21 protein-coding genes are annotated in these 21,985 nt (G+C 67.7%); 11 read left to right on the top strand and 10 right to left on the bottom strand.

The window, feature by feature from the left end; all coding sequences use genetic code 11:
* Positions 1–183: 183 nt before the first annotated feature.
* From ACYVD7_RS11780 to ACYVD7_RS11790, 3 genes are all read right to left on the bottom strand, one after another.
* Positions 184–723 carry a pseudouridine synthase gene (locus ACYVD7_RS11780; protein WP_460763334.1) on the bottom strand — a complete coding sequence of 180 codons (540 nt, stop codon included), beginning with the start codon at positions 721–723 and terminating at the stop codon, positions 184–186.
* A 190-nt stretch (positions 724–913) separates the two neighbouring features.
* A complete protein-coding gene (locus ACYVD7_RS11785) occupies positions 914–1,780 on the bottom strand; it encodes a class I SAM-dependent methyltransferase (protein WP_460763336.1) in 867 nt (288 codons plus the stop codon).
* Between the two features lie 177 nt (positions 1,781–1,957).
* Complete coding sequence (locus tag ACYVD7_RS11790; protein ID WP_460763339.1) at positions 1,958–2,896, bottom strand: LysR substrate-binding domain-containing protein; 939 nt, start codon at positions 2,894–2,896, stop codon at positions 1,958–1,960.
* A 109-nt stretch (positions 2,897–3,005) separates the two neighbouring features.
* Here ACYVD7_RS11790 and ACYVD7_RS11795 point away from each other — a divergent pair, with 109 nt between their 5' ends.
* The 8 genes from ACYVD7_RS11795 (at position 3,006) to ACYVD7_RS11830 (ending at position 8,943) form a co-directional block, all read left to right on the top strand.
* The gene (locus ACYVD7_RS11795; RefSeq protein WP_460763343.1) at positions 3,006–3,344 is read left to right on the top strand and encodes a hypothetical protein; all 339 of its coding nucleotides are present in this window, start codon (positions 3,006–3,008) and stop codon (positions 3,342–3,344) included.
* A 191-nt stretch (positions 3,345–3,535) separates the two neighbouring features.
* The gene (locus ACYVD7_RS11800; protein ID WP_460763345.1) at positions 3,536–3,754 is read left to right on the top strand and encodes a hypothetical protein; all 219 of its coding nucleotides are present in this window, start codon (positions 3,536–3,538) and stop codon (positions 3,752–3,754) included.
* A gap of 189 nt (positions 3,755–3,943) precedes the next feature.
* A complete protein-coding gene (locus tag ACYVD7_RS11805) occupies positions 3,944–4,807 on the top strand; it encodes a DUF6662 family protein (RefSeq protein WP_460763348.1) in 864 nt (287 codons plus the stop codon).
* A 117-nt stretch (positions 4,808–4,924) separates the two neighbouring features.
* Positions 4,925–5,818 carry a DUF6662 family protein gene (locus tag ACYVD7_RS11810; RefSeq protein ID WP_460763350.1) on the top strand — a complete coding sequence of 298 codons (894 nt, stop codon included), beginning with the start codon at positions 4,925–4,927 and terminating at the stop codon, positions 5,816–5,818.
* A 28-nt stretch (positions 5,819–5,846) separates the two neighbouring features.
* The gene (locus ACYVD7_RS11815; RefSeq protein ID WP_460763353.1) at positions 5,847–6,386 is read left to right on the top strand and encodes an FMN-binding protein; all 540 of its coding nucleotides are present in this window, start codon (positions 5,847–5,849) and stop codon (positions 6,384–6,386) included.
* Positions 6,387–6,485: 99 nt separating this feature from the next.
* Positions 6,486–7,340 (top strand): FAD:protein FMN transferase, encoded by an 855-nt coding sequence (locus tag ACYVD7_RS11820; protein ID WP_460763355.1) that lies wholly within the window; start codon positions 6,486–6,488, stop codon positions 7,338–7,340.
* On the top strand, positions 7,337–7,795 hold the full coding sequence (locus tag ACYVD7_RS11825) for a hypothetical protein (protein WP_460763358.1): 459 nt from the start codon (positions 7,337–7,339) through the stop codon (positions 7,793–7,795). The genes ACYVD7_RS11820 and ACYVD7_RS11825 overlap by 4 nt, the downstream gene beginning before the upstream one ends.
* 113 nt (positions 7,796–7,908) lie before the next feature.
* A complete protein-coding gene (locus ACYVD7_RS11830) occupies positions 7,909–8,943 on the top strand; it encodes a DUF4344 domain-containing metallopeptidase (protein ID WP_460763361.1) in 1,035 nt (344 codons plus the stop codon).
* A gap of 269 nt (positions 8,944–9,212) precedes the next feature.
* Here the strand turns inward: ACYVD7_RS11830 and ACYVD7_RS11835 are convergent, their stop codons facing one another.
* Positions 9,213–11,453: an NADP-dependent isocitrate dehydrogenase gene (locus ACYVD7_RS11835; RefSeq protein ID WP_460763363.1), complete on the bottom strand. Its 2,241-nt coding sequence runs from the start codon at positions 11,451–11,453 to the stop codon at positions 9,213–9,215.
* A gap of 368 nt (positions 11,454–11,821) precedes the next feature.
* Here ACYVD7_RS11835 and ACYVD7_RS11840 point away from each other — a divergent pair, with 368 nt between their 5' ends.
* Positions 11,822–12,943, top strand: coding sequence for a COG3904 family protein (locus ACYVD7_RS11840; RefSeq protein WP_460763429.1), 1,122 nt, complete (start codon positions 11,822–11,824; stop codon positions 12,941–12,943).
* A gap of 172 nt (positions 12,944–13,115) precedes the next feature.
* Here ACYVD7_RS11840 and ACYVD7_RS11845 read toward each other — a convergent pair whose 3' ends face one another.
* Positions 13,116–13,823 carry a UPF0149 family protein gene (locus ACYVD7_RS11845; protein WP_460763366.1) on the bottom strand — a complete coding sequence of 236 codons (708 nt, stop codon included), beginning with the start codon at positions 13,821–13,823 and terminating at the stop codon, positions 13,116–13,118.
* A gap of 112 nt (positions 13,824–13,935) precedes the next feature.
* On the opposite strand from ACYVD7_RS11845, the gene ACYVD7_RS11850 reads away from it, so the two are divergent.
* Entirely contained in the window at positions 13,936–14,355 is a 420-nt protein-coding gene (locus ACYVD7_RS11850; RefSeq protein ID WP_460763368.1) for a YchJ family protein, read from the top strand.
* 94 nt (positions 14,356–14,449) lie between these two features.
* Here the strand turns inward: ACYVD7_RS11850 and ACYVD7_RS11855 are convergent, their stop codons facing one another.
* The 4 genes from ACYVD7_RS11855 to queF form a co-directional block, all read right to left on the bottom strand.
* Complete coding sequence (locus ACYVD7_RS11855; RefSeq protein WP_460763371.1) at positions 14,450–17,488, bottom strand: DUF7948 domain-containing protein; 3,039 nt, start codon at positions 17,486–17,488, stop codon at positions 14,450–14,452.
* A gap of 227 nt (positions 17,489–17,715) precedes the next feature.
* Positions 17,716–18,213, bottom strand: coding sequence for a hypothetical protein (locus ACYVD7_RS11860; protein ID WP_460763374.1), 498 nt, complete (start codon positions 18,211–18,213; stop codon positions 17,716–17,718).
* A 75-nt stretch (positions 18,214–18,288) separates the two neighbouring features.
* Complete coding sequence (locus ACYVD7_RS11865; protein ID WP_460763377.1) at positions 18,289–18,612, bottom strand: LysM peptidoglycan-binding domain-containing protein; 324 nt, start codon at positions 18,610–18,612, stop codon at positions 18,289–18,291.
* Positions 18,613–18,745: 133 nt separating this feature from the next.
* Complete coding sequence (gene queF, locus ACYVD7_RS11870; protein WP_460763379.1) at positions 18,746–19,564, bottom strand: NADPH-dependent 7-cyano-7-deazaguanine reductase QueF; 819 nt, start codon at positions 19,562–19,564, stop codon at positions 18,746–18,748.
* 160 nt (positions 19,565–19,724) lie between these two features.
* Here queF and ACYVD7_RS11875 point away from each other — a divergent pair, with 160 nt between their 5' ends.
* Positions 19,725–20,363, top strand: coding sequence for a glutathione S-transferase family protein (locus ACYVD7_RS11875; RefSeq protein WP_460763382.1), 639 nt, complete (start codon positions 19,725–19,727; stop codon positions 20,361–20,363).
* Between the two features lie 137 nt (positions 20,364–20,500).
* On the opposite strand, the gene ACYVD7_RS11880 is transcribed toward ACYVD7_RS11875, so the two are convergent.
* Positions 20,501–21,805: an amidohydrolase gene (locus tag ACYVD7_RS11880; RefSeq protein WP_460763384.1), complete on the bottom strand. Its 1,305-nt coding sequence runs from the start codon at positions 21,803–21,805 to the stop codon at positions 20,501–20,503.
* Positions 21,806–21,985 lie beyond the last annotated feature (180 nt).

Consider the following 21,985-nt stretch of genomic DNA (forward strand, 5'->3'; position numbering starts at 1 on the left):
GTGGTTTGCGTTCGCCGCCCCTGAATCCGCCGGAAAAAATAGCAGAAAGCCCGCGGCGCCAGCCGTTCACGGCAGGCGTCCGGGTGTCTTGTTGCTCGCGAGTGTGCGCCACATCGCATTCAGCGGCACGACTGCATCCAACAACTCGGCCGCATCCGGCCAAGCCGCCGCGAGCCCGCGCCATCAGCCGGACAAGTCGCGCCATTGCCCCGGCGCGAGCCCGTCCAGCGCATGCGGCCCGATCGCCACGCGCACCAGGCGCAGGGTGGGCAGGCCGACCGCGGCGGTCATGCGCCGCACCTGGCGGTTGCGGCCTTCGCCGATGGTCAGTTCAAGCCATGCATCCGGCACGGTCTTGCGGAAGCGCACCGGCGGATCGCGGGGCCACAGCGCCGGGGTGTCGATGCGGCGCGCGCGCGCGGGAAGGGTCCTGCCGTCGTTGAGGTCCACGCCGTCGCGCAGCCGCGCGAGCTGGGTGGCATCGGGGTCGCCTTCGACCTGCACCCAGTAGGTCTTGGACTGCTTGTGCCGGGGATCGGTCAGGCGATGCGCCAGCGCGCCGTCGTCGGTGAGCAGCAGCAGGCCTTCGCTGTCGTGGTCCAGCCGTCCCGCCGCGTACACGTTCGGTGGCAGCGCGAAGCCGGCCAGCGTCGGCCGCGGCGGCACGCTGCGATCGGTGAACTGGCAGAGCACGCCATAGGGTTTGTTGAAGGCGATGAGCATCGAGTGCGGGATGAGGGCCGGGCGGGCGACAGGAGCGGGGACAGCTTAAGGGCTGGCAATCCGGGCGAATGCTGTGCGATCCCAACGCGACGCCACGGGCAGCTGCAAAGACATGCCGGTCACCACCGGCACGGTCCCCAGAAACAACGAAGCCGGGCAGGCCCGGCTTCGCGATGTGCCAACGGCCGTGTCAGCCCTTCTTGCGGAAACGCAACGTCATCCGGTCGCTTTCGCCGATCGACTGGTACTTCCCATCGTCGGCCGCGTCATGGCGGTTGGTGGGTGGCAGCGTCCACACGCCGTTGGGATGGTCGGTGGTGTCCTTGGGATTGGCGTTGACCTCGCTCCTGGCATCGAGCACGAAGCCGGCCCGCGTCGCGTACTCGATCACCAGCGCCTCGGTGAGGTAGCCGGACTTCTTCATCGTTTCCAGGTCGGTGCCGGGCTTGGCGCGGTGGTCGACGACGCCGAGCGTGCCGCCCGGCTTGAGCACGTCGAAGAACGCCTTGAAGTACGCGTCCTGCGTGCCGTCGCTCACCCAGTTGTGGGCGTTGCGGAAGGTCAGCACGAGGTCGGCCGAGCCCGCTGCGCCGAAGTTGGGCAGCATCGGATCGAACACGCGCACGTCCGGCGCGCCGTACACGGCGGCGTTGCCAGCGAACTTCTCGCGCAGCTGGGTGTTGAGGCGGTAGCGGTAGCCCGGCTGGCCGGGGATCGCGTCGTCCCACACCGCGGCGACGTAATGGCCGTCGGCGCGCAGGAACGGGGCGAGGATCTCCGCGTACCAGCCGCCGCCAGGGGTGATCTCGATGACGGTCTGCTGGTGCGCGAGGCCGAAGAATTCCAGCGTCTGCTGCGGGTGGCGGTAGACGTCGCGGACGACGTTCTTCGGATCGCGCCATTCGCCCTTGAGCGTGTTGGCGAGCAGCGAGCCCTGCACGGCGCTCCCGACGCTTGCGTTGTCGCTGTCAGGGGCTTCGGCGCTGGCCGAGGGTTGCGGTGCATGCGCGCAGGCGACCAGGGCGGTGAGCAGGGCGAAGGGCAGCAGGCGTTTCATGGAGGCTCCAGGCATCGGGTCGTGGCGAAGACTAGCGCCAATGCGATGCCGGCGAGTGTGTCGAAAGCGGGATGCTGCGATGCCAGGCGTGCAATCCGGATGCGTGCGGAGAGCGTTGGCTGTTGTCGCCGAGTCGCCCGCGCGCCGTGTTGCTTTGTGCGTACCGCCCGTGACGCCTCAGCGTTTGCGCTTGGGTGGCGACGGCATCGCCGCCACGGTGTGCAACGAATAACTGTTGGCATATTCCTGCGACTGCAGCAGCAGCCAGTCGCGGAACGCCATCAGCCCGGCGTGGTCGCGCGAGCGTTCCGGGTAGACCAGGTAGTGGCCGTAGTCGGTCTGCAGCTGCTGCTCGGTGAGGCGGACCAGTTGCCCGGATTCCAGCAGCAGGCGGATGCGCGTCAGCTTGCCCAGCGCCACGCCGACACCGGCGGCGGCGCCGCGATGCGCGGCTTCGGAATCGTCGAAGTACGCCGCGTAGCGCGTGGGCGGCGTGCCACCGAAGCGTTCGAACCACTCGTGCCACAGCGTGTCGCGGTCGGGATCGCCCAGCAATGGCCAGCGGCCCAGTTCCTCCAGCTTGAACGGACCGTGCTGCGCGACCAGCGCCGGGTTGGCGACGGGCGTGATCCATTCGTCGAAGAGGTGTTCGCTGGCGACGCCTGGCCACTTGCCCTGGCCGATGCGCAGCGCCGCGTCGACGTGGGAGTCGCGCTCGAAGTCCACCAGCGACGAGTTCGACTGCAGGTTGAACTCGATCTGCGGATGCGCGGACAGGAATCCCGGCAGGCGCGGTACCAGCCACGCCGAAGCCATCGACGGCGTCAGCGACAGGGTCAGCACGTCGTGCCGGCGCGGGCAGTACGGGCGCAGCGCCTGCTCGAGGGCGTCGAAATGCGGCGCGGCACGTTCGAACAGCTGGCGGCCGTCGGAGGTGAGTTCCACCCCGCGCGCGGTGCGCACGAACAGGCGATGGCCCAGTCGCTCTTCCAGACCGCGGATCTGGTGGCTCAACGCACTGACGGTCAGGTGCAGCGTGTCGGCCGCGCGCGACAGGTTGCCGCTGCGCGCGGCGGCGACGAAGCCCTGCAGGGCATGCAATGGTGGACGGCTCATGTTGAATCCTGTTCAAGCCTGCCTTGCAGAATCGTCGCTTTTTGCGCGAACTGCAAGGGAATAGATTTGACCCCACTTCAAGAGATGGCCGCAAGGCCGGGAGTAGGACATGAACATCTGGACCGGGCTGTTGTTCCTCGAAGGCGCCATCGCCGACCCCGCGCTCGCGCAGGAGCTGGCCGGCGATGACGCCACGGCCACGGACCCCGCGCCGCGCCGCACCTACCCATCCACGCGCAATCCGGAGAAGACCATGAACCTGTTCAAGGGCCTGCTGTACCTGCTCGACAACGATCCGCCCGCCTCCCCGGTGCTGGTCGACAACCGTCGCTTCGGCGCCGCCACGGCCGCGGCCGAGTTCGCCGCGGAGCTGGGCAATCGCGTCGCGTCGGAGCGCTGGTTCGGCAAGGCGCGCGCCAGCGACGAGCAGCCCGCCGGCTGCACCTGATCGCAACGCCGTCTGCTGCACTGCAACAAAACTGCAAGCCGGGTGGCGCGGGGATGTCATCCGCGCCACCCAAGATGCCCGCGCCCAGCAACGGGCCCTGCGCCAGGACGGCCTGCGCCAGGAAAGTCCGCACCCAGTAAGTGTGTCCCCTGCGAAGCCGCCAGGACGGCGGACCCCCACGGAGTCGAGCCATGTACCTGTTCAAGAGTGAAATGCTGCATGAAGTCCCCGCCCAGGCGCCACGCAGCTACGGTGCGCCGGCGTTCGGCCGACGCTATGGCCGCCGCGGCGTCACCACCGCGCTGCCGGAGACGAAGCTGGAGCGCGTGCTGGCCTTCCGCGCGGCGCCCGCCTGCAACGTGGTGCGGGATGGAATTGCCGGCACGATCGATTTCGATCGCGCGGCCTGAGCGCAACGCGCACGGAAGCCGGAGCGGGAGTCCGCCGCCGCAGCGCGCGGCGGCTTCCCCAGATGGAATGAAGGCCTGGCCAAGCGTCGGGCCTTCATCGTTTTCGCGGCAAGGAGGGGTGCCCGAGTTGACAGGGTCCACACAAATGCGAATCATTCGCATCCCAAAAGTCAGCCGATCATCCCCTTCATGTCCTCCCGCCTGCTTACCGTCGCGCTGCTGTGCGGCCTCGCGACCTGCCCGCTGCTCGCCCACGCCGACGAAAACTATTTCGGCTACACCTACGGCTCCGAAACCCTGCCCGTCGGCGCCAACGAGGGCTACCTCTGGCTGACCCAGCGCAACGGCAAGGGCGAAGGCCACTACCGCGCCACCGACGTCCAGCTGGAATACGAACGCGGCATCACCGACCGCTTCCAGATGTCGTTCTATCTGACCGGCCGCGCCTACAACTACGGCGGCGGCGCGATCGAGGACGAGGAAACCGGCGAATCGATCGAACTGAACCGCAAGCTCGACTTCGACGGCGCCAAGGTCGAGATGAAGTGGAACCTCAAGAGCCCGGAGCGCGACGGCTACGGTCTGGCGCTGTACCTGGAGCCCGAATACGCCACGCTGCACCGCCCCGACGGCGAGCGCTTCAAGGAAGTCGGCCTGGAAACCAAGCTGATCCTGCAGAAGAACTTCCGCGACGGTCAGATCGTCACCGCCTACAACCTGACCCTGGAACCGGAGTGGGAACGCGAAGACGGCGAGTGGGAGCCGGAGCTGGTGGTGGAGAACAGCGCGGGCGTGTCGTACCGCTTCGCCCCGAACTGGTTCGCCGGCATCGAAACCCGCGTCGACATGGCGTATCCGGAATACGGCTCGCGTGAATTCTGGGCCTGGTTTGCCGGCCCGACCCTGCACTACGGCGGCCAGAAGTACTGGGGCACGTTGAGCTGGATGCCGCAGCTTCGCGGCGGTCCGAACGACGCCGGGCGTTCCGACCACCTGCACCTGGAAGAGCGCGAGCGCAGCGAAATGCGGCTGAAGCTCGGCGTCAATTTCTGACTCATCCGACCAGCGCTGTCGTCGTCCCGAGCGGGGACCTGCCTTTCGTGCCAGTTGCGAAAGCAACAGGTTCCCTGCCGTGCACGCCGCGGTCCCCGGCCCCACGCGGAATCCCCCATGTCCCTGCGTCCATTGACCCTTGCCGCGCTCTGCGCCGCGTCCACCATCGCCCTGCCGGCGCACGCCGATGAAAACCTGTTCGGCTACGTGCGCGGTAGCGAGCTGATTCCCAGCGGCGGCTGGGAGCTGTACCAGAAGATCACCCAGCGCGCCGACAAGGGCGCCGGCGACTACACCGCCTACGACTACGAAACCGAACTCGAATACGGCGTCAGCGACAGGTTCAATGTCGGTGGCGCGCTGCAGGCGCTGTCGCTGGACACCAGCGGCCTGAGCATCAACGGCTACCTGCCCGGCGATCGCGACATCACCCGGTTGTCCGGCGTCGAGATCTACGGGAAGTACAACTTCCTGCGCCCGGCCGCGGACGGCATCGGCCTGACCACGCGCTACGCGCTGGACTACTCGTGGATCGACAAACATTCCGGTCGCGACAAGAAGACCGTCAGCGGCGAATTCGACCTGCTGCTGCAGAAGTACTTTCTCGACGCGCAGCTGGTGTGGGTTGGCAACCTGGGCATGGAAGCGACGTGGGCCGACCGCGAGCCGATCGCCAACCTGCCGGCCGACTTCGAATGGCCGACCGAGCCGGAAATCGAGCTGGAACTGAAGGCCGGCACCGGCGTGAGCTACCGCTTCGCGCCGAAGTGGTACGTGGGCGTGGAAGCGCTGTATGAAACCGAATTCGAAACCGAAGTCGGCCAGGAGCGCTGGAGCGTGTTCGCCGGCCCGAGCCTGCACTATGGCGACCAGAAGTGGTGGGCGACGCTGACCTATCTGCCGCAGATCCGCGGTGGCGGCGAGCAGTACGATGGCCAGCGCGACACCAGCCTGCATCTGATCGAGAAGACCGAGCACGAAGCGCGACTGAAGGTCGGCTTCAACTTCTGATCTTTCTTTTCAATACGCCATCGAGGACATGACCATGCGTCGCGACTTCCACGTGCACTGGCTGCTGCCTGCCGCAACCGTGCTCGCCGCGGCGCCGGCGATGGCGACGACCTACTTCACCGTCGAGCAGGCGCAGAAACAGATGCTGCCCGGCCAGGCGCTGACGCCTGTCGCCATCACCCTCACGCCGGAACAGGCCAAGGCCGTGCAGAAGGCCAGCGGCCTGCGCGTGCGCGAGCCGGTGCTGAAGGTCTGGCGTGCGGCCAATGGCGCCTGGTTCTATGTCGACCAGGTGCTGGGCAAGCACGAGATGATCACCTACGCGTTGGCGCTGGACGCCAGCGGTGCGGTGACCGGACTGGAGATCCTCGATTACCGCGAAACCTACGGTGGTGAGGTGCGCAACCCGAAGTGGCGCGCGCAGTTCACCGGCAAGAAGGCCGGTGCGCCGCTGAAGCTGGATGTCGACATCGTCAATCTTTCCGGCGCGACGCTGTCGAGCGCGCACGTGACCGAAGGTGTGCGCCGGCTGCTGGCGACGCACCAGCTGGTGGTCGCGAAGAAGTAGGGCGTGGAACCGAACGAAGCCGCTGCTTCCGGTCGTCATTCCCGCTTTCGCGGGGATGACGCGCACCGACAGGCATGGCCGCACGGCGACGCCATCGCCATGCCCCCCAACGCCATGCACCGCGCGCGCCCGCTGCTGGGCACCGTCGTCGCCATTCGCGCTGAAGGCGACGCGGAGCTGGATGCCGCCATCGATGCCGCCTTCGCCGAAATCGAAGCCGTGCATCGCGCGATGAGCTTCCACGACGCCGACGCCGAACTTTCGCGCGTGAACCGTGAGGCCGCGCGCGCGCCGCAGGCCGTCGGTGCACTCACCTGGCGCGTGCTGTGCGCCAGTGTCGCTCTGGCGCGGGCCAGCGACGGCCGCTTCGATCCGACCATCGCCCCGGCGCTGGTGCGTTCGGGCCACCTGCCTACGCCCGTTGATGCGCCGCCACCGGCCGCCGACGCCAGCTGGCGCGACATAGAATTGCTGCCCAACCGTCGCGTGCACCTGCGCAAGTCGTCGTGGCTGGACCTGGGCGGCATCGCCAAGGGCTTCGCGGTCGATCGCGCGGTTGCCGCGTTGCGCGCCCGTGGCGTGGCATCGGGCGTGGTCAACGCTGGCGGCGACCTGCGCGTGTTCGGCCATCGAAGCGAGACCATCACCGTGCGCGACCCGAACGACCCCACCCAATCCCGACCGCTGCTGCAGCTGCACGATGGGGCCGTCGCCACCAGCGCCGCCTATTTCAGCGTGGACACTGCCGGGCGTAGCGCGTTGATCGACACCCGAGCCACCACCACGCTGGGCCATCGCGCCAGCGTAAGCGTGTGCGCGCCGCGCGCGATCTGGGCCGACGCGCTGACCAAGCCGGTGCTGGCCGATGGCGAAGCCGTGCTGCCGCTGCTGCGCCGCCTGCGCGCGCAAGCCGTGGTACTGCACGACGACGGTCGGACCCAGGTGCTGCAATGACCCGCCATCACGGCCACGACCGCCTGCGCCTGCCGGGCTGGGTGCGCTGGACGGTGTACCTCGGCGGCGCCGCGTGCGCGCTCAGCGGCAGCGCGTGGCTGCTGCTGCATCACTTCGTGCGGCACGAGGGCGAGTTCGGCCCGGAGCCGTCGGTGTTCGAACACCCCAGCCTGGTCGTGCACGGCGTGTGTGGCCTGCTGCTGCTGTGGGTGCTGGGCCTGGTGTGGTTGCCGCACGTGCGACGCGGTTGGGGGCGGCGCCAGCACCGCGCAGTCGGCGGCACGATGGCGGGACTGATGCTGTGGCTCGCGTTGAGCGCGGCCGGCCTGTACTACCTCGGTGACGAGCAGTGGCGTGGCTGGATCAGCATCGGTCACTGGACGCTGGGGTTGTTCGCTGCGGCGTGGTTGCCGACGCACATCTGGATTGGCCGGCGACGCCTGCGCCGACGCTGAATGCGATCGGGCGTCGGCGCGTTTTCGACAGCGCCTGTATTCCGTCCGCCCGGACGACTGGGTAGGATCGTCGCCGGGCGCCACGCGTCCGCCATGTCCGCCCGGGGAGCGACGTGAAGCTCAGACTCATCATCGTGTTGTCGCTGGCGCTCGGCTTGGTGAGCGGCGCCTTCCTGCAGTCGCTGCTATCGCTCAAGCCGCACGGGAAGGCCGTCGCCGCTGCGCGCGCGGCCGGTCGTGCCGATGCCGAGAAAGCCATGGCCGCCGAGCTGGCCGCGCTCAAGCCGGTGGTGCTGAAGAAAGTGCCGGACGCCGCGAGCAAGGCGGATGGCCGGCACTTCAGCTACGAGTACGTGAAGCCGAGGACCGCCGCACTGCAGCCGTTCTACCAGCGTGCCCTCGACGGCGACCTGTGGCACCACCTGCCCGAAATCCAGTCCATCGACGGTCTGTTGATGCTGCCGCGGCCGATCAAGTTCATCACTGCCGAGTGTCGCGAGCCCAACGCCTTCTACACGCCCGAGCGCAGCGAAGTGGTGATGTGCTACGAGACGATGAAGGTACTGCTCGAGCGCGGCGAGCAGCTCGCCAAGGACCAGAACCTGGGCGACGACTACGCGCAGAAGTACCTCGACGCGAACCTGCGCTTCATCCTGCTGCACGAAACCGGCCACGCCCTGATCGACATGCTGGAGATTCCGATCACCGGTCGCGAAGAGGACGCCGTCGACCAGCTCGCCGCGACCCTCATGCAGCGTTTCGCCGGCGACCACGAATCCTCTCGCCAGGTCAGCGAGAACCTGCGCATGGCCTCCAACTGGTTCCTGGTGCGCAGCACCGGGGCCTACAACCTGGACGCCTACGCGGACGAACACGCGCTGGGCGAGCAGCGCTACTTCAACCTGCAGTGCCTGGTGTACGGCAGCAATCCCGCGCGCTACCTCGACATCGTCACCTCGGGTGACCTGACGGCGGCACGCGCGCGCACCTGTCCCGCCGAAGCGCGCCGGGTCAACAAGGCCTGGTTGCGCCTGCTGCTGCCGCACGTGGCGCCGAAGTACGAGATGACCGAAGAAAAGGCGAACCGGTTGTTCGAGCAGCGCGAGCGGGAACGCAACCGGAATGCGGAGCCGGCGTACGTGCGCTGATGCCACGTCGTTGTTTGCAGGCGCGCCAACGAGCGACCCGTCCGGAACGACATCGGCGCGGCCCGAGCTTGGCGCGAACCTCAGGAACTACTGAACAAATCTCACCCCGTCATCCCGAGCGCAGCGAGGGACCTGTTTTTCGCGGCCAAACAGCAGATCCCTCGCTGCGCTCGGGACGACATCCGGCTGATTCAGGCATTCCTCAAGCGCGCTGGCATGAAAAAGCCCGGCTCGCACCGGGCTTTTCCACGCGCCAGCGATTGCGGGGATTACAGCGCCGCCAACGCCGCGTTGAGCGTCGCACTCGGGCGCATCGCGGTCGAGAGCTTGGCCATGTCGGCGTGGTGGTAGCCGCCGATGTCGACCGGCTTGCCCTGGACGCCATTCAATTCGGCGACGATCTTCGCCTCGTTGGTGGTGAGCGTCGTGGCGAGCGGAGCGAACTTCGCCTTCAGCGCGTCGTCGTCGTTCTGCGCGGCCAGGGCCTGCGCCCAGTACATCGCCAGGTAGAAGTGGCTGCCGCGGTTGTCGATGCCGCCGACCTTGCGCGACGGCGACTTGTCGTTGTCGAGGAACGCGGCGTTGGCGACGTCGAGCGTGTCGGCCAGCACCTTCGCGCGCTTGTCGCCGTAGCGGTTGGCCAGGTGTTCCAGCGAAGCCGCCAGCGCGAGGAATTCGCCAAGCGAATCCCAGCGCAGGTAGTCCTCCTGCACGAACTGCTGCACGTGCTTGGGCGCCGAACCGCCGGCACCGGTTTCGAACAGGCCGCCGCCGGCCATCAGCGGCACGATCGACAGCATCTTCGCGCTGGTGCCCAGCTCCATGATCGGGAACAGGTCGGTGAGGTAATCGCGCAGCACGTTGCCGGTGCAGGAAATCGTGTCCTGGCCCTTGCGGATGCGCTCCAGCGAAAACTTCATCGCCTCAACCGGCGACAGGATGCGGATGTCGAGGTCGGTGGTGTCGTGGTCCTTGAGGTACTTCTCGACCTTGGCGATCACGTTGCGGTCGTGCGCACGGGCCGAGTCCAGCCAGAACACGGCCGGCACGCTCTTGGTGGGCGTGCTCGACAGGCGCGCGCGGTTGACGGCGAGCTTGACCCAATCCTGGATCGGCGCGTCCTTGGTCTGGCACATGCGCCAGATGTCGCCGGCTTCGACCGCGTGCTCCATCAGCACGGTGCCGGCGGAATCGACCACGCGCACGCGGCCGGCGGCGGTGATCTGGAAGGTCTTGTCGTGGGAGCCGTATTCCTCGGCCTTCTGCGCCATCAGGCCGACGTTGGGCACCGAACCCATCGTCGCCGGATCAAACGCGCCGTGGGTCCGGCAGTCGTCGATCACCACCTGGTAGATACCGGCGTAGCAGCGGTCCGGGATCACCGCCTTGGTGTCCTGCAGTTCGCCCTTCGCATTCCACATGCAGCCGCTGTCGCGCAGCATCGCCGGCATGGAAGCGTCGACGATCACGTCGCTGGGCACGTGCAGGTTGGTGATGCCCTTGTCGGAATTCACCATCGCCAGGCCCGGGCGCTGCGCGTACAGCGCGGCGATGTCGGCGGTGATCGCCGCACGGGTGTCGGCCGGCAGCGCGGACAGGCGCGAATACAGGTCGCCGATGCCGTTGTTGGCATCGAAGCCGATGCGCTCCAGTTCCGCCGCGTACTTGCCCAGCACCGGCGCGTAGTAACGGTTGACCACGACACCGAACAGGATCGGGTCGGAGACCTTCATCATCGTGGCCTTCAGGTGCAGCGAGAACAGCACGCCGCGGGCCTTGGCGTCGTTGATCTGCGCGTCGACGAACGTCGCCAGCGCGCCCGTGCTCAACACCGAAGCGTCGATCAGCTCGCCCGCCTTCACCTTGAGGCCGGTCTTGAGCATGCTGCTGCGGCCGTCGGCACCAATGAGCTCGATGTTGACGCTGCCGTCCTGCGCAATCAACGCGGACTGTTCGCTGCCGTAGAAGTCGCCGCTCTCCATGTGCGCGACGTGCGACTTCGAATCGGCGGACCACTTGCCCATCTTGTGCGGATGCTTGCGTGCATAGCTCTTCACCGACGCCGGCGCGCGGCGGTCGGAATTGCCTTCGCGCAGCACCGGGTTCACCGCGCTGCCCTTGGTGCGGTCGTAACGCGCCTTGATCTCGTTGTCGCGCTCGCCGCGCGGCTCTTCCGGGTAGTCCGGCAGCGCGTAACCCTGGCTCTGCAGTTCCTTGATCGCGGCCAGCAGCTGCGGCACCGAGGCGCTGACGTTGGGCAGCTTGATGATGTTGGCGTCGGGCGTGGTGGCGAGCTGGCCGAGTTCGGCGAGGTCGTCGGCGATGCGCTGGTCTTCGCGCAGGAACTCGGGGAACTGCGACAGGATGCGGCCGGCCAGCGAAATGTCGCGGGTTTCCACGGCAATGCCGGCGGTGGCGGTGAACGCCTCGACGATCGGCAGCAGCGACGCGGTCGCCAGGAACGGCGCTTCGTCGGTCAGGGTGTAGATGATCTTCGGGGTGTTGGACATGGGGGGGCTCGCTGGCTCGTCGGTCGGAATGAATGGGCGGTGCGTGGGCCGCAGCCCGGGGCGCGGCGCGCCGGCGGGCAATAAGACCGGCCATTGTCGCGGTTCGGCCCGGTGCCGGCAAAGCCGCCCGCGTTCCGCACCGTTACGTACGGAAGGGTGATCGCGGTCCAAGCCCGGTTCATCCGCGGTTGGCGAGAATCACCCGGAGCGTTTCGATCACCCGATGCCCGCACGCGACTCAACAGTGTTCCGCGCTGGCACGTTTTGCCCGTCCTGGGCGACCAATACCGTTTGCCAGGAATAACGGAGCGCGCTGTACTGACCCTGCGTCGCTGTCTGCGACGCGCTGCAATCCGATGGTGTCCGCGATGACCAACCGCCTGCTGCCGATCGTCCTGTGCCTGGCCCTGCTGGGTTGCCAGCAGCCGCCCGGTGCGAACGACGGCGGGCTGCCGGTGACACTGGCCGAAGCCGGCGACGCCACGGCCCAGCCCCGGTCATCGGCGCCGCACGCGGCCGGCCGCGACGACTACCTCAGGACCACCTACTGGCCGACTGTCGATCTCGACGCGGGCCAAGCCTGGATCAGCTGCGATTTCGACTACAAGGCGCTGGGCGACGGCACACCGCTGGAATCGCTCGCGTTCTTCAACGTGGTCGACGCGCTGACACCGTGCCAGCCCAAGGGCGTGGTGCGCGTGCGCTACCAGGGCAAGATCGGCGCCGGATTCACCGCGCTGATGGAGCGGGTCGCGGCGATCGCCGATCGCATGGAAATCCCGACCCGCATCCTCGACATCGATTCCAGCGGTGGCCACGTCGAGGAAGCCATCCGCGCCGGCGATTCGATGGCCGAATCGCGCTGGGCGATCTGGGTGCGCGAAGGCTCGCAGTGCCACAGCTCGTGCGTGCTGATCCTAGCGGCGGGCGATACCCGTTCGATCGTCGGCAAGGTCGGCGTGCACCGGTTGTTCCGCGACCAGTCGACCGCAACTTCGCGCGCGGAGCTGAGTGCGGAATTGCGCGACGTCAGCACGCAGGTGCGCGATTACCTGGCCCGCAACGGCGCCGACGCGCGCATCACCGACCTGATGATGACCGTCGCCAACCGGCGGCTGCGCCTGCTTACCGAGGACGAGCTGAGCGAGTACGGACTGGACGGCAGCAATGCAGTGCAGGACGACCTCGACCGCATCCGCCTGACCCGTCGCTGCGGCGATGATTTCGCGCGTCGTCGCGATGCGTGGCTGCGCGCGTTCGAGGCGCAATGCCTGGAACCGGGTAAGGCATTCGAGGCGCTGGACGAGTGCGGGCGCGCGCTGGAACCGATGTTCGGCTTCCCCGACGCGCGCTGCCCCGGCGACAACCCGACCGCCGATCGCCGACGCCTGCCAACACAGACCGACAAGGGGCTGCGGCCGCCGCTGAAAGTGGTGCAGTCGCCGTCGCAGGAAGGCGCTGATGCGCCGTTGGCGGCGGGGACGCCGTAGCGCTCGCCCGCGGGTTGGCGTTCAAGCGCCGCGTTCGTTGAGGCAGTGACCGGCCGGCGACGCGGAACGCGCGACGGCAACGCCCTGTCGCGGACGACGAGGATCGACGCCCGGGCGCATGCCGCGCGCCAGGCGTCCCCGGATTACGACTTCATGGCCTGCGCGCCGCGGCTCAGGCGCCGTGGCACTTCTTGTACTTCTTGCCGCTGCCGCACGGGCACAGTGCATTGCGATCGGGCGTGGCTTCGCGGCGGATCGGTTCGCGCGGGGTCAGCGCATCGATGCGGTGGTGGTGCAGATCGCTGAGCATGCCCGGCAGGCTGGCGATGATTTCCAGGCGTTCGCGATAGCCGATCGGGGTGCCCGGTGCTTCCGGGTCCTCGCCGAGCACTTCGCCGCTGGCGAGCTGGTCCAGGCGAACGAAGATGTCGTCGATCCACTCGTGTTCGTCCAGCCACTTTTCCCAGGCGTCCTCGCGCAGCTCGACTGCGCGGAAGAAGCCGAAGGCCCAGTCGCGGCCGACGTCGAGTTCGTCCGGCTGCTCGGCTTCGGCCTCCTCGGGCAGCCACAGCAGCGGCGCGAGGTGGTCGGGCAGGTCGTCGTCGCCATGGCGTACACGTTGGCTGGCCATGTTCCAGTGGCCTAGCAGCAGGGCGTCGACTTCGGTGCGTTCGGTTTCGTCCGCCCAGCGTGGCGGCTTGCCCCATACGGCCGGCTGCCATTCCGCGGCGGGGACGTCGGTCGGGGAGACCACCAGCGCGGAGAGGTAGCCGTCCAGCGCCTCCAGGTTGAAGCCCTTGAACGGCACCGCGCGCTGGTCGAGCAGCTCGGAGAGGCGTTCGATCTGGTCGTCGTCGAGGTAGTTGGGGGCGGCTTTCATGGTGGCCTGGTACGGGGGAAAGGCCGCATGGTAGTGCGAACGGGCCCGGTCCGCCGCCGCGAACCCTCCAGGCGCGATGACGACAGCGCGCGGGCCGCCGACAATGACGACGATGACCAGGATCGCCGCCAAAACCGCCACCAGCGCCCCCGCCTGTCCCTGCGACTCCGGGAAGGCCTACGCCAGCTGCTGTGGCCCGCTGCACGCCGGCGACGCCATCGCGGCCGATGCGCAGGTGCTTATGCGCTCGCGCTACACCGCCTACGTACGCGCCGATGCGGACTACCTGCGCGCGACCTGGCATCCCAGTACACGCCCGGCGACGCTGGATTTCAGCGATGCCACGGCGACGCGCTGGCTGGGGCTGGAGGTGAAGCGGCACGAAAGCAGCGATGCGGACCATGCCGTCGTCGAGTTCGTCGCCCGCTACAAGGTCGCCGGTGCAGCGGCGGTGCGGTTGCACGAGGTGAGCCGCTTCGTGCGTGAAGGCGGCTGCTGGTACTACGTCGACGGGGTGTTTCCGCAGCGATGAGCCTGCGGTGATCGCCGGTTCGCGGCCCGCCCAGCGGGCAAAGAAAAAGCGCGGCCTGGGCCGCGCTTTTCAGGGATGGTTCGGCTGACAGGATTCAGCGCGCAGGCTGCCAGGCCTGGTCGAGAATGCCGTTGAGTCGTGTCTGCGTAGTCGACGTGCCCGAATTCCAGATCACATTGGCACCAGTGCTGATGTTGCGCCACAGGATGTCGGCCTTGCCGTCGCCGCCGTAGTCGCCCACGCCGGCGACCTTCCAGTTCTGGTCCGTGACGCTGACCAGCTTCTGGTGGGTGGGGGCGTTGGCCGAGAACCACAGGTCATTGGCGCCGGTGCTGCTGTTGCGCCAAAGCAGGTCGTCCTTGCCGTCGGCGTTGAAGTCGCCGGCACCGGCGATCGAGTACGCCAGGTTGGTCACCGCGGTCATCGTCACGCGCTGGGTCGACTGCGCCGAACGCCACATGTCGTTGCCGCCCGTGGCAGTGTTGCGCCACACGACATCGTCCTTGCCGTCGGCATTGAAGTCGCCGATCACGGCGAACTTCCAGTCCGGGTTGGAGACGGTGGCCAACTGCACGCGCTGCGCGGAGTCGCCGGCCAGCCACAGCACGTTGGCGCCGGTGCTGTGCCTGCGCCAGAAGATGTCGGACTTGCCATCGCCATTGAAGTCGCCCAGGCCGGCCACGTACCAGTCGGCTCCCGCGACGGTGGTGAGCAACTGCATGTGGGTGTCGAAGGTCGACAGCCACACCTCGTTTTCGCCCGTGCTGGTGTTGCGCCAGAGCACGTCACCGCGATGGTCGCCGTTGAAGTCGCCGATGCCGGCAACGACCCACGCCGCCGAAGTCTGCGTCGACACCGGACGCACGAATGCGGCGATGCCGTTGTTCCAGACTGCATTCGCGCCGGTGGTGGCGTTGTGCCAGAAGATGTCCGCGCGACCGTCGTCGTTGACGTCGTAGCGGCGGAACTTCAGCGACGTCGGCGTGGCGCCACCGATGCGCACGACGAAGCCCTCCTTGCCGCCGCCCGCCGTGGCCTGCAGTGGCGTTGCGGTCGGGAACTGCCCCAACGTGCGGCCGGCCAGGTAGACCTGGCCCGCGGAATCCTGCGTCGCGCCCAACACGACATCCGACAGCAGCCCACCGATCATCGAGCTCCAGGTGAAGTCGGTGCCCTGCGGATTGAGTCGGCTGATGAATCCGTCGTCGCCACCGCTAAATCCGGGCTGCCACGGCGACGCGGTCGGGAAGCTCGTGGAGCTGGTCATGCCGACCGCGGTCGCGCTGCCATCGGCGCCGACCACCAGGTCGGTGACTTCGTCATAGTCGCCGCCGCCCAGGTAGGTGCTGTAGACCAGTGACTGGCCGTTGGCGCTGATCTTGGTGACGAAGCCGTCCCAATCGCCGGTCTGCGGCTGGATCGAGTTGAGCAGCGGCAACGTGTTGCCGTAGGCCTGGCCGGCGATGTAGGCGTTGCCTGCGCTGTCGACGCCAACGGCGGCGGCGCCTTCGGAGCTGCTGCCGCCGAAGTAGGTGCTGTACACGGCTGCGCCAGCGCTGGTGAACTTGGTCAGGAAGGCGTCGGCGTTGCCGCCGTGCGTGCCCTGCAAAGCATTGCGAGTGGGGAAGTTGGGCGAAGACGTGAAACCGGCCACGTAGACGTTGCCGGATGCGTCGAGGACGACGTCCTCGACGAAGTCATTCGCACTGCCGCCCAGGTAGGTGCCCCAGCCGCGGACGCCAGCCGCGTCGAACTTCACCAGGTAGCCGTCGGTGCTGGCAACGGTGGCGGTACCACCGAAGGTGCCCTGGAACGGCGTGCCGGAGAACGTCAGCCCGCCCTGCGTGTAGCCGCTGGCATACGCATTGCCCGAAGCGTCCACGGCGATGCGCGTGCCAAAGTCCGACTTCGCGCCGAAGTAGGTGCTGTAGACAAGCTCGCTGCCGGCGGCGTTGATCTTGGCGACAAAGGCGTTGGAGGTGCCCACCAGCGTTGCCTGCGCCGCGGACTTGACCGGGAAGCCGGTCGAAGCCGTGGTGCCCGTGATGTAGGCGTTGCCCGCGCCGTCCACGGCGATGCCGTAGGCCGCGTCGAACTTGTCGCCGCCCAGGTAGGTGCTGTACACCCGCGCCGTGCCGGCGGCGTTGATCTTGGTGACGAACACGTCGGCCACGCCGCCGTTGGCGGCCTGGATCGGCGTGGTGGTCGGGAATGTCGTGGAAGCGGTGTAGCCGGTGACATACATGTTGCCGGCGCCGTCCACGGCGATGTCGGTGGCGAAGTCGTCCGCCGTGCCGCCCAGGTAGGTGCTGTAGCTGAGCACCGGATCGATCACCAGTGCGTGGTCGCGGTCGTAGGCGCCCAGGGCGATGGCGACCTGCTTGCCAGCGGTGATGCGGTAGGCGGCTTCGACCGCCACGCGGCGGCCGTCGATGTCCTGGTAAGCGACGGGGCGGTGCTGCAGCAGGTCGCCGTGCGCGGTGGCCAGGACCAGGTTGCCCTTGCCATCCAGTCGCAGCGCGTCCGGACCATTGAACGTCAGGCCGATGCGGCCCGGGTCGGCGCCGGGCGCGACGACGAAGTCGTACTCCAGTTCGCGCTGCTTGCCGTAATAGACGACGTCGATGCCGGGATACACGCCACGGGCGCGCACCTTGCCGAACTGGGCGACATCGCGCTGCCACTGCGCCTGGTCGGCGCCGGTGAAGTAGTTGCTGTTCGCGGCCTGCGGCTGGAGGCCTTCGAACTGCGGGTTGGCGTTGGCGCCGGACAGCGCCATGCGCACCACCGTTGCCGGCGCGGCGTTCGTCGCCTGTGCACCGCGCGGGGCCAGGCCGTGCGGCGAAGCGTCATTGCCGGCGGCCTGGAGGCTGAAAACGGCTTCCGTCGGCGTCAGGAACAGGCTGTAACCCGGGCCGCGCGCCAGGAACTTCACCGCGGCATCGGTCTGGCCCTGGTTGCGCTCGAACGCCAGCGGGAGCTGGGCGAAACGCTGCTGCAGGCCGGCTTCGTCGGTCTTCACCGGTGCGGTGACGGCCAGCGAGGCGGGCGGGCTCAGGCTCAGGGTCGGGGCAAGCAGGGAGACGAGCGCGGCGAAGGGCGTCGCCAGCCAGAAGGATTGCGGGAATTGCATCGAGGATTCCTTGGGCGCGCCGACGCAGACCGCGTCAGTGGGGGGACATTTTTTAGCACAGGGGCCCCCGCGCCGCCATCGAAACGCCGCGCGGCGGGGCGGAAAACCCGCGGAAAACCCGGCATCGCACAGTCCTTGCTGAACACAAGGCGGCGCGCGGGCAAAAAAAGGGCGCGACCTGAACGGCCGCGCCCGTGCTTGCCCACCATGGGGTGGAGAGAGATGGCTTACTTGACCTCGAAATCGCGCGACTGCACCACCGCGCCATTGAGCGAGACCTCGACCTTGTACTTGCCGGTCGGCCAGCCGTCGGGCTTGGCGATGTGGAACTCGGTCGAGCCGACGCCGGTGAAGGTCACGTCGCGGGATTCTTCGTTGACGGTCTGGTTGCTGTCGACGTGGGTCCACTTGACCGACAGCTTGCCCGGCACGGAGGCCGCGGCGTCGCTGGTCGTGGTGGCGATCGACGCGTAGATGGTGTCCTTCGGCGCGAAGGTGGCGGCGGGCATGCCGACCTTCATGTCAGCGCCGATGGTGTTGCCCAGGTCGACGCCGGTGACCGAAGCGGTCGCGGCGACCGCCGGTGCCGGTGCGGGCATCGGAGCCGGTTCGGTGGCAGCCGGCGGCGCCACCGGGGCGGCTTCTTCCTTCTTCTTGCAGCCGACGATGGCCACGGTGCCGAGCATGGCGACCAGCAGGGCGTGCGAAAGGCGGTTGTGGTTCATGCGTTTTTCCTTGTGCAGGGTTCTAAGGGTGCGAACTAAGGGGAAAGGCGAGCGGCGCCGAAAGTGGCGATGCGTTTACTCGGCGTCGAGGGCCGGAATCTTCAGCACCTGGCCCGGGAAGATCTTGTCGGGGTCGTCGAGCTGGTCGCGGTTGGCTTCGAAGATCGCATGCCACTTGCTGGCCTTGCCGTATTGCTCCTTGGCGATGTGCGAGAGCGTGTCGCCCTTGACGACCGTGTAGGTGCGCTCGCCTGCGCCGCCGGTTCCGCCGCCACCGGTGATGGTCTCGGTGGAGGAAGCGCCGGACTGCACGTTGGAGAAATCGGGCTTGCCGGCCGGTTCCGTGCTCGAGGAACCACTGGTCACGTTGGAAAAGTCAGGCTTCTTTTCGTTGCTCATTGAGGGGTCTCCTCCCCGGAATTGGGTCGACCGTCGGCACAGTGGCACGCCGGTTGTTAAGGAAATATGGCGTTGTCGTCGCCGCGGAGTTACCTGCCGGAGCGGCAGGCATCCCCCATTCAGTCTTTCACGATCACTGGCGTTCGTCGCGCCCGCTGGCGGGTCGCCGATAGCCTGCGGTGGCCCGCCACGGGTTGATGTCCAGTCCACCGCGCCGCGTGTAACGCGCCTCCACCGACAACGCGGTCGGGCGGGCCACCGCGAGCAGGTCGCTGAAGATCCGCTCCACGCATTGTTCGTGGAACTCGGCGTGATCACGGAACGACACCAGGTAGCGCAGCAGGGCTTCGCGATCCAGGCGCGGGCCGAGGTAGGCGATCGACACCCGTGCCCAGTCCGGCTGGCCCGTCACCGGGCAGTTGGACTTGAGCACGGCGCTGGCGAGGGTCTCGGCCACGACGACAGCGGTGTCGGCGCGGAGCAGGGTGGCATCGGGTGGGCCGTAGCAAGCGATGTCGGCGTGCAGGTCGATGTCATCGATCGACTCGCCGTCGTTGTCGCCCGCGTCGATCGGCGGCAAGCCGAACACCACGCCCACCGGCGCACCGGCTGCGCGCGACAGGTCCGCGACCATGCGCGCGCGCACCGCTTCATCGTCATCGAAGCGGGTGGCATTGAAGGAGTTCAGGTAGAGCTTGAGCGACTTGGATTCGACCAGGTTGGGCGAGTCGGCCGGCACTTCGAGCGTTGCCGTCGCCACGCGCGGCGTGCCACGCGCGTCCAGCCAGCTCAGTTCATAGGCATGCCAGCGATCGACGCCAATGAACGGCAGTTCCGCGCCGATGCCGATGTGATTACGGCCGATCGCGCGCGCAATCGGGAACAGCAGCGTGGCGTCGTATTCGCGCGGGTAATCGACGTGGCGGCCGAGGGGCAGGTCGTTGGAGGTCATGCCGTCATTCTAGCGGTGATGGTGCGAGGGCCAGTACGCAGGCGTCGGCCGGCAGAACCGAGTACGAAGACGTTTCGCACGCGCCCGCGGTGGCGCAGGAATCGGATATTCCCGCAGGCGATCCGCGCAGACACTGGCGCACCGCCGAAGGAATCACGCCATGCTCACCCTGTACGACTACCTGCCCTCGCAGAACGCCTGGAAGGTGCGGCAGCTGTTGCAACACCTGCAACTGCCGCACCGGACGCGGCACGTCAGCATCTTCGAAGGCGAAGGCCGCAGCGATGCGTTCCGGGCGATCAGTCCGACCGGCACCGTGCCGGCGATCATGCTCGACGACGGTCGCGCGCTGGCCGAATCCAACGCGATCCTGCTGTACCTCGCGCAGGGCACGCCGTACCTGCCCGACGATGCGTTCGGCCGCGGCAAGGTCGCGCAGTGGCTTTCGTTCGAGCAGGAACGCGTGGAAAGCCAGCTGGGCGCACTGCGTCACTGGACGCTCACCGGCAAGCTGGCGCGGCGACCGACGGCGCTGGTCGACATCAAGCGCAATGCCGCGCTCAAGGCGCTTGCGATCCTCGATGCCGAACTGGCGACGCGCGGCTTCATTGCTGGCGATTACGGCATCGCCGACATCGCGCTGTTCGCTTACGTCAGTCGCGCCGAGGAAGCGCAGTTGTCGCTACAGCCGTATCCGCACCTGCGTGCGTGGATCGCGCGGGTGGAGGCGCGACCGGGGTTCGGCGCGCCGATGCATCCGTATTCGATCGATCCGCATTCCTGCAACGAATTACCGTGACTGCGGTAGGGCGGGTCTTGACCCGCCATTGCGCGGCATCGCGCGCCATCCGACGCCATCGCGCAAAGCGGCGGGTCAAGACCCGCCTTACGCCACGACGTTTGCCTCCAGGCCGCGCCGGGGAGACCGGCGTCACGTCACTGCTGCGCGCCGTGCAGGTAATCCAGCGTCGCCTGCAGCATCGCGCGCAGGCCCAGGTCGAGCGCGGATTCGTCCAGGGTGAATTGCGGCGAGTGGTTGCTCGGCGCGGTCACCGGGTCGATGCCCTTCGCGGTCGCGCCGACGAAGAAATACATCGATGGCACTTCCCTCGCGAAGTACGAGAAGTCTTCCGCGCCCATCTGCAACGAGGGTTCCACGACGTTGTCGGCACCGGCGACCGCCCGCAGGCTCGGCAGCATGCGCGCGGTGAGCGCGGGATCGTTGACGGTGACCGGATTGCCGTCGGCGTCGGGCACCTTCGCTTCCGCGTGTGCGCCATGCGCAGCGGCGACGTGTTCGGCGACATTCTTCAGGTCGGCGAAGATGCGGTCGCGCATGCCGGTGTCGAAGGTGCGGATGGTGCCGGTCATCGTCACTTCGTCGGGAATGATGTTGAAGCGGATGCCGCCGTGGATGGTGCCGAAGGTGACGACGGCGGGCAGCTTGGCGATGTCGGTGCGACGGCTGACGATGGTCTGCGCGGTGCCGATCACGTCGGCGGCGGCGACGATCGGATCGATGCCGCCCCACGGCCGCGACCCATGCGTCTGCCGGCCCTTGATGGTGATGGTGAAGCGATCGGATGCCGCCATCAGCGGCCCCTGGCGCACGCCGATCTGGCCGGCCTGTAGCGTCGAGAACACATGCAGCCCGAACGCGGCATCCGGCTTGAAATCCCTGAACACGCCTTCCTCCAGCATCAGCGGCGCGCCGCCCTTTTCGCCGGGCGGCACGCCTTCTTCCGCCGGCTGGAACACGAGCATCACCTGACCCGGCAGCTCCTTCTGCATCGCCACCAGCGCGTCGGCGACGCCGAGCAGGATGCCGGTGTGCGCGTCGTGGCCGCAGGCATGCATCACGCCGGTGGTCTGGCCGTTGAAGCTGGCAGTGACCTTGGAGGCGAAGGGCAGGTTGGTCTGCTCGGTGACCGGCAGCGCATCCATGTCGGCCCGCAGGGCGAGGCGAGGCCCCGGCTTGCCACCGGTGATCACCACCACGACGCCATGGTGGGCAATGCCGGTCTGCGGCTTCAGGCCCAACGCGCGCAGGTGCTCGGCGACCTTCGCGGCGGTGCGCTCCTCGCGATTGGACAACTCCGGGTTGGCGTGGAAATCGCGACGCCACGCGATGACCTGGTCGTGCAGCTTGCGCGCGGCGGCGGTCACTTCCGGACGTTCGGCAGTCTGGGCCTGCGCGCCGAGTGCGCACAGTGCGAGGGACAGGATCGCGAGACGACGCATCGGGCCAGCTCCAACGGGAAAGCGCCGATGCTAGGCCCGATCCCGGCAAAAGTCTGCGCGGCATTTGGCGGTAGCCGTGCCTGCCAGCCGTCCGGGGGCACTACGGGCAGGTCACGTTGAAAGGCAAGCCACCTCCGATCTGTTCGGAAGGTAGTTTGTTCAAGGCGAAGCGTTCAAAGG

It is taken from the genome of Lysobacter fragariae, from assembly GCF_054779775.1.

Coding starts and splice junctions, on each gene's coding strand:
- ACYVD7_RS11780 (WP_460763334.1), bottom strand. CDS start 723: ATGCTCATCGCCTTCAACAAACCCTATGGCGTGCTCTGCCAGTTCACC.
- ACYVD7_RS11785 (WP_460763336.1), bottom strand. CDS start 1,780: ATGAAACGCCTGCTGCCCTTCGCCCTGCTCACCGCCCTGGTCGCCTGC.
- ACYVD7_RS11790 (WP_460763339.1), bottom strand. CDS start 2,896: ATGAGCCGTCCACCATTGCATGCCCTGCAGGGCTTCGTCGCCGCCGCG.
- ACYVD7_RS11795 (WP_460763343.1), top strand. CDS start 3,006: ATGAACATCTGGACCGGGCTGTTGTTCCTCGAAGGCGCCATCGCCGAC.
- ACYVD7_RS11800 (WP_460763345.1), top strand. CDS start 3,536: ATGTACCTGTTCAAGAGTGAAATGCTGCATGAAGTCCCCGCCCAGGCG.
- ACYVD7_RS11805 (WP_460763348.1), top strand. CDS start 3,944: ATGTCCTCCCGCCTGCTTACCGTCGCGCTGCTGTGCGGCCTCGCGACC.
- ACYVD7_RS11810 (WP_460763350.1), top strand. CDS start 4,925: ATGTCCCTGCGTCCATTGACCCTTGCCGCGCTCTGCGCCGCGTCCACC.
- ACYVD7_RS11815 (WP_460763353.1), top strand. CDS start 5,847: ATGACCATGCGTCGCGACTTCCACGTGCACTGGCTGCTGCCTGCCGCA.
- ACYVD7_RS11820 (WP_460763355.1), top strand. CDS start 6,486: ATGCCCCCCAACGCCATGCACCGCGCGCGCCCGCTGCTGGGCACCGTC.
- ACYVD7_RS11825 (WP_460763358.1), top strand. CDS start 7,337: ATGACCCGCCATCACGGCCACGACCGCCTGCGCCTGCCGGGCTGGGTG.
- ACYVD7_RS11835 (WP_460763363.1), bottom strand. CDS start 11,453: ATGTCCAACACCCCGAAGATCATCTACACCCTGACCGACGAAGCGCCG.
- ACYVD7_RS11840 (WP_460763429.1), top strand. CDS start 11,822: ATGACCAACCGCCTGCTGCCGATCGTCCTGTGCCTGGCCCTGCTGGGT.
- ACYVD7_RS11845 (WP_460763366.1), bottom strand. CDS start 13,823: ATGAAAGCCGCCCCCAACTACCTCGACGACGACCAGATCGAACGCCTC.
- ACYVD7_RS11850 (WP_460763368.1), top strand. CDS start 13,936: ATGACCAGGATCGCCGCCAAAACCGCCACCAGCGCCCCCGCCTGTCCC.
- ACYVD7_RS11855 (WP_460763371.1), bottom strand. CDS start 17,488: ATGCAATTCCCGCAATCCTTCTGGCTGGCGACGCCCTTCGCCGCGCTC.
- ACYVD7_RS11860 (WP_460763374.1), bottom strand. CDS start 18,213: ATGAACCACAACCGCCTTTCGCACGCCCTGCTGGTCGCCATGCTCGGC.
- ACYVD7_RS11865 (WP_460763377.1), bottom strand. CDS start 18,612: ATGAGCAACGAAAAGAAGCCTGACTTTTCCAACGTGACCAGTGGTTCC.
- queF (WP_460763379.1), bottom strand. CDS start 19,564: ATGACCTCCAACGACCTGCCCCTCGGCCGCCACGTCGATTACCCGCGC.
- ACYVD7_RS11875 (WP_460763382.1), top strand. CDS start 19,725: ATGCTCACCCTGTACGACTACCTGCCCTCGCAGAACGCCTGGAAGGTG.
- ACYVD7_RS11880 (WP_460763384.1), bottom strand. CDS start 21,805: ATGCGTCGTCTCGCGATCCTGTCCCTCGCACTGTGCGCACTCGGCGCG.